The organism is Mucilaginibacter sp. (genome assembly GCF_039921305.1).
Classification (GTDB): domain Bacteria; phylum Bacteroidota; class Bacteroidia; order Sphingobacteriales; family Sphingobacteriaceae; genus Mucilaginibacter.
In genome coordinates this window covers 48,050-54,695 of the sequence record NZ_JBDSCA010000071.1, presented here as the reverse complement: position 1 = coordinate 54,695, position 6,646 = coordinate 48,050, and the positions used below count along the sequence as shown (strand labels likewise).

The window sequence follows — 6,646 nt, the reverse complement described above, 5'->3', positions numbered from 1 at the left end:
CATTGATTTTTGGGGATCAATTATTAAGCTTCAGCTATTTCAGCTTTAACTACTTTTTCTTTTTTACCGAACAACCTGTTTTTCATGTTGATCCTGATCAGGTACATACATGGTACCAGTATCAGGGTGATGATGGTTGCAAAACCAAGACCAAAGATCATGGTCCAGGCCAGTGGGCCCCAGAAAGCCACGTTATCGCCACCGAAGTGGATATGTGGTTTCAAGTGGGTAAACATGCCTATAAAGTCGATGTTGAAACCTACGGCCAGTGGTATTAAACCTAATATGGCGGCTGTGGCGGTTAGCAATACCGGTGTCATCCGGGTGTGGCCGGCTTCTACTACGGCATCGTGCAGGTTAGCGCCCTGTTCTATCAGCATATCGGTAAACTCAACCAGTAATATGCCGTTACGTACCACAACACCCGCAAGGGCTATGATACCAATACCAGTCATTACAATGGTCATCGTCATCCCGCAAAGGGTTACACCTAAAAATACACCAATAATACTGAAGAATATCTCACTAATAATGATGAACGTTTTACCCACCGAGTTAAACTGGATCATCAAAATAATAAATATCAAACAGAAAGATGTTGCAAGCGCGCTTAACAAGAAGCCCGCGGCTTCCGCCTGATCTTCCTGACCACCACCCTGACGAATGGTAATATTATCAGCCTTTTTAAAGTTTTTAACAGCCCGCAATATAGATGCGTTCACATCATTAGGGTTAAAAGGTTTAATAACGCTTGAGCCCAAAGTTAATACCCTACGTTGTTGTTTACGTTTGATGTTACTGTATGTATTGGTATAACGCACGTCCGTAAAGGCCGAAATAGGTATCTGGCGGATAGCGCCACCGGTTGCCATATCACGGTAAGTGACCTTCATGTTACGCAACTCATCAATATTACCACGCTGGCTTTCAAGAGCGCGTACTTTGATCTGGTAGTCGTCTTCTTTGGTATTACGGTAATCGCCAGCTTTGGCACCAAATATAGCTGCACCTAAATTATCATTTATTGTTTTGGTAGTAATACCTTCTCTGTTTGCTCTTTCTCTGTTAATATCAAATACAACTTCGGGCTTATCGCTTTGCACGTCGGCCTGCAGGTTTTCAATACCAGCTATATTTTGAGCATTAATGTAAGCCTTTAAACGGTTACTTGTGGCAACCAACGAATCCAGGTTATCACCGATGATCTCGATACTGATATCCTTTTGTACCGGCGGACCGCTGTTTTCTTGAACTACTGAGATCTTTGCACCCGGAATGATGCCTGTTACCGCTGCACGAATGTTTTTCAACACAGCTTTGGTATCCTTACCATCACGTTTACCAAACTCAACAAAGGCTACGGTTACTTTACCTTTATTTTCGTAATCGCCCTGGTCTTCATCCTGCGGATCGGTAACACCTTTGGTTACGTTTGATATAACCGATGATACAATATCCTTATCAGCTTCAACGGATTTGGCTACACGCTCTTCAACCTTACGGGTTATCTCGTTAGTTGTAGCCTGATCTGTACCGATAGGCATTGTAATATACACATAGGCAAAGTTTGGATCGCCGGAAGGGAAAAATACCGGGGTTTTACCTAATACCACCAACAACACTATTGATAGTACAAATAAACCAAATGTTCCGGCCAAAATAGCTATCGGGCGGCGTACAGCTTTTTCAAGTAAACCGGCATACCAATCCTGAAAACGTGGCCATATATTATTTTGGAACTTATCAATTGTACGTAGTAACACAAAGTGGTTTAACAGATACAATAGAATACATAATACAAAAAAGTTACCCATGCCCATGGTCCATTTACCTGTTATAAACATCAGGTAACTTAAACCAGCTAATACAGCCATAACCAATACTGCACGGCTTGTCTTTTTATCAAACTTAGGGTTATCATGCTCGCCTTCAACGTGTGGTTTCATAAAATCAACCGCGAAAACCGGGTTCATGATATAAGCCACTACCAATGATGCTAATAAAGTTATGATTAGCGTGATCGGCAAAAAGAACATAAAGTGACCGATCAAACTGTTCCAGAAAGCCAAAGGCACAAATGGAGCCAGGGTTGTCATAGTACCAGAAAATACCGGTAAGAAAACTTCACCAGCAGCTATTTTAGCGGCTTGCTTAATTGGCACTTTACCGTTATCAAATATCCGGTGCGTATTCTCTATCACCACAATGGCATCATCCACCACAATACCCAGCGCGAGCAGGAACGAGAATAACACGATCATATTGAGGGTGAACCCGATAACAGGCATCACCAAAAACGCGATAAAGCATGATAGCGGAACCGATAGCGCCACAAATATGGCGTTGGTAGTTCCCATAAAAAACATCAAAATAACGGTTACTAATAAGAAACCAATTACAATGGTGTTGATCAGATCGTTTAGCGTAGTCCGGGTTTTATCACTCTGATCACCGGTTACGGTAATATCCAATCCTTTGGGGAAAGTTGTTTTTTGTTTATCAACAATCAACGCATTGATCTTATCCGATGCCGCTATCAGGTTTTCACCGGCACGTTTACTAACGTTCAGGGTAATTACATTTTTAAAATCCTTTGCCTCTGGAGTTTTTAAACGCGCGTAGCTCTCTTGTTCCAAAAACGAGTCTTTGATCTCGGCAATATCGCGCAAATAAACAGCCTGCCCTTTAGGGTTACGAATAGCCATTGCAGCTACCTCATCGGCATTCTTAAAATCCTGTTTAATATCAATTGCCCTGCGGATACCGTCAGTTTTTATTGTACCTACAGATGATAAAACATTTTCGTTTCCAATGGCTTGAATAATATCGCTAAAACTAATTTGGGCAGCGGCCATCTTGTTCAAATCCACATTAACCTGAATTTCGGGTGTTAATGCACCAACTTCGTCAACCTTCGATATTTCCTTGTAGCTCTCTATCTCGTCTTTTAACAGATCGGCATATTCCTTCAACTTTTTCAAGTCATAATCGCCTGATATATTAATGTATAGAATAGGCAAATCAGCAACGTTAATATCGGATATTTTCGAATCCTTCAAATTCACATCACCTTGTGGCAAATCCTGTTTAGCTTTATCAACCGCGTCTTTCACGTCAATCTTAGCATCTTTGATCAGAACATTAGCTTGAAACTCAGCTGTGATGATAGATACATTCTGTACCGAATTTGAAGTTACCTTTTTTAGGCCCTTAAGCGATTTTAATTGCTTTTCGATTTGCCTGGTAACCAAGTTCTCAACGTTTTGAGGCGACTGGCCATTCCATTGCGTAGTTATAAACACTTTTGATTGTGCTATATCCGGAAAGTTCTCTTTCGGCAAATTATTATAGCTAATCAGCCCCAGTACCGATATTAAAAATATCAGTACGTAAATGGCCGTTTTATTATCTATGGCCCAACTTGAGGGTCCAAATTCTTTTTGCAGATCCTTCATTGTAGATCAAATTATTTAATTGTAATTAATTACCGGACTTTACTATCTTAATTTTGCTGCCATCTTCTATATCGCTGGCGCCATCGGTTACCAATTGGTCACCTTCTTTTAAGCCCGAAAGTATTTCGGTTATACCACCATAAGTTGCACCTGCTTTAACATTTGTACGTTTGGCAATACCATTTACAGCAACGTAAACATAATCGCCTGCTTCTGATTTTTGGATAGCTTTTACCGGGATGCTGATGGCTTTGCTATTTTGGTAGTTAACAATTTTCAAAATAGCTGTCATGTTAGGGCGAATGCCTTTACGTTGTGGCAACTTAACCTCAACCGCAAAACTGCGCGATGTTGGATCAATAACCTTAGCGGCAAAGCTCAATTTCGCGTTTAACGAGTCCGGAGCATCAGGTACCAATACCTTAACTACATCACCAGTGTTAATTTGGCTTCCGTATGATTCCGGCACATCGGCTTTAACTTTCAAATTATCGGCGTTAACAATACGGATACTGTTAGCTGCAGATATAGACTGACCTAATTTCAAGTCCATTTGATCTACTGTTCCTGTAATAGGTGATATGATGCGGTACTGATCAGCTTGCTGACGCAATACATCAACCTGTTTTTGATCACCTTCCATTGTGGCCTTTGCTGTTAAAAATGCAACCTCAGTACCAATTTTTTGATCCCAAAGATTTTTCTGGCGTTGATAAACCACTTTTGACAGATCAGCCTTGGTTTGAGCCGCGGCTATGTTTTGTTTTAAAACGCTGGCATCCAACTGAACCAAAACCTGACCCTTACTTACGTGATCGCCAGGTTTAACATTGATAGCTGTTATGGTACCCGGCACTTGCGCGAAAGCCATTACGTTATCCTGCGCATCAATTTTACCTTGTATTTGTACATAGTTAGTAAACGTGCCTGCCTTAAGTACAGCCACGCTAACATCTGTCGACTTTACCGAATCGGCACCAACAGTAGCCTGTAAGGCGGTGATTTTGGCATTAATATCGGCTTGTTGTTTTTTCAGATCAGCCAATTCCGTCTTAGGATCTTTTTTACCGCCACATGCTGCTAAAAAAACAACGGCGCTTAGTATAAATATTTTCTTCATTGTATTATGATTGTATGTTTGATTTATAGATAATTAGTTTATTCTTCCGTAAGCCTGGTCAAGATTAACCTTGTTAATCAGCACATCATATAAAGCTTTGATGTAATCGTTATCTGCACTTTCTATAGCTGTTTGCGCCTGTGTAACCTCAATGCTCGATCCTACCCCTTGCTCATATTTTATTTTAGATACACGAAATACCTCCTGGGCTAGGTCGCGGTTGCGCTTTTGGTTGTTAAGCGAGTGTATTCCGTTGGTATAAGTAATACGGGCAGAGTTAGCTTGTAACGTTAAGGCGTTTTTGCCGTGAATGATTTCATTCTGCGATTTTAACACACTGATCTCCGACTGCTTAATCTGGTATTTACGCTGAAAACCATTAAATATGGGCACGTTTAATTTGATACCTATATAAGTTGCAGGGAAATTATCATTGTATAAATTACCAAAAGCGTTGTTTTGGAAAGCTACCGATGTATTACCAAAAGCAGATAAAGTTGGCAGATATTGTGACCTTTGCCTTTTCAAATCAAGTTCATTCAGCTTATTTACAGTTTCCAATAAACTAAACTCAACACGGTTACGATAAAAAGCTGTATCAACCGTTGTTTCAGCAACATTTTCGTCAAGCTTAACATCTGATAGTTTATCTTTCAATGTTAGTTCGCGGCCAACAGGCATTCCCATTTGATATTTCAGTAATTGATAATTAAGCGTCAACAAACTCAAAACATTTTCACGGTTGGTTACCAAGTTATTGTATTGTACTTCTAAACGTTGAACGTCTATCTTTTCAACAAAACCCTGTTTGTTTTGCGCCGTGGTTTGGTCAAACTGTTGTTTCAACTGTGCAATGTTTGCATTAAGCAACTTAATTTGCTCGTTACTCACCAATACCTGGTAGTACGCTTTGGTTACAGAAACATTGGTTTGAATTTTGGTACGCGTTAACGATTTTTGCGATAACTCCTTGTAAGTTTTTGAAGCCTGTAAGCCAACAAGGTATTTACCATCAAATATGATCTGGTTTACATCTAACCCTACAGATGATTGGTATTTAACACCAAACTTAATAGGGATAAACGTTCCGGGGGCCTGGCCAAACGCTTCACCCGGTATAAGGGTTGTAGGTATTTTCAAATAATCCTGAAGTGAAGCCGAACCATTAATTTGTGGCAAACCAATACCGGTAGTTTCCTTTACTTTATACTCAGCACTTTTAACATCCAGTTGTGCGTTCAATACCGAATCCTGGTGTTCGTAGGCATAGTTTATACAATCAGCCAAAGTAAAGTTATATGGTTGAGTGGGTGGTGCTGCCTGTTGCGCCTTGCCAATACCGGCAATCAGCGTTAAGCAAGCGGTTATTAAAAACAGATTTTTCATATTTATATATAGTGTTAGTTGATTTAGTTGTGCTGTAATATATTTTTGTATTGCTGTAAAATTTGATAGCCTTTTTCGGTGCATATTCCGTAAATAAAATGTTCTAAAAACTGCAACTGCACCTTCCAGCTGTTAAACTCATTATGAGGGTATACGTTGTTATCAAAACCAAGTTCTATCTGCCAAACCCGCATGCGCGCCATTACCTTAGTGTCAATATCCTCCCTAACATAACCTTGCTCAATACCACGATCCATAATTTGCTGCATGCTATCAATTACTACATTGGCCTTAAATGTTTGAAATAATTGCCAGGCCTCCGGGTAATACTTTTGCAGATCGTGGATGAGTATCGGGTTTACCTTCGAAAAAAACTCTTCGGAATGCTTCATCATATTGATCATCTCTTCCATTACGTTTGATGATTTTCCGGCTATGCCGCACATTTGCTCCTTGTCTTCCTCAAGCCTTTTTTGGATCAAAGCGCTTACAATATCATCCTTATCGCGATAAAATTGGTAAATGGTTTTTTTAGACATGCCCAAATGTCTCGCTATCTCATCCATCGTCACACTGCGGATCCCTGCTTTAAAAAACAGCTCCTCGGCCCCTTCTAATATTCTATCTTTTTGAACATTTGACATAATTGGTCAAAACTATGGAAACATTTTTTGATTTCAAAGTT

Annotated in this window: 4 protein-coding genes; all 4 read right to left on the bottom strand. The window is 40.1% G+C overall.

Features of this window, described 5'->3' with window-relative positions:
• Nucleotides 1–23 precede the first annotated feature (23 nt).
• Genes ABIN91_RS20145 through ABIN91_RS20130 form a run of 4 tightly spaced genes read right to left on the bottom strand, consistent with a single transcriptional unit; the run spans nt 24 to nt 6,605 of the window.
• A complete protein-coding gene (locus ABIN91_RS20145; RefSeq protein WP_348053264.1) occupies nt 24–3,455 on the bottom strand; it encodes an efflux RND transporter permease subunit in 3,432 nt (1,143 codons plus the stop codon).
• 25 nt (nt 3,456–3,480) lie between these two features.
• A complete protein-coding gene (locus ABIN91_RS20140; protein WP_348053262.1) occupies nt 3,481–4,575 on the bottom strand; it encodes an efflux RND transporter periplasmic adaptor subunit in 1,095 nt (364 codons plus the stop codon).
• A 33-nt stretch (nt 4,576–4,608) separates the two neighbouring features.
• Nucleotides 4,609–5,961: a TolC family protein gene (locus ABIN91_RS20135; protein WP_348053260.1), complete on the bottom strand. Its 1,353-nt coding sequence runs from the start codon at nt 5,959–5,961 to the stop codon at nt 4,609–4,611.
• A gap of 23 nt (nt 5,962–5,984) precedes the next feature.
• Entirely contained in the window at nt 5,985–6,605 is a 621-nt protein-coding gene (locus tag ABIN91_RS20130) for a TetR/AcrR family transcriptional regulator (protein WP_348053258.1), read from the bottom strand.
• Nucleotides 6,606–6,646 lie beyond the last annotated feature (41 nt).

Excerpts from the sequence above, each read along its gene's own strand:
- ABIN91_RS20135 (WP_348053260.1), bottom strand. The coding sequence starts at position 5,961 with ATGAAAAATCTGTTTTTAATAACCGCTTGCTTAACGCTGATTGCCGGT.
- ABIN91_RS20145 (WP_348053264.1), bottom strand. The coding sequence starts at position 3,455 with ATGAAGGATCTGCAAAAAGAATTTGGACCCTCAAGTTGGGCCATAGAT.
- ABIN91_RS20140 (WP_348053262.1), bottom strand. The coding sequence starts at position 4,575 with ATGAAGAAAATATTTATACTAAGCGCCGTTGTTTTTTTAGCAGCATGT.
- ABIN91_RS20130 (WP_348053258.1), bottom strand. The coding sequence starts at position 6,605 with ATGTCAAATGTTCAAAAAGATAGAATATTAGAAGGGGCCGAGGAGCTG.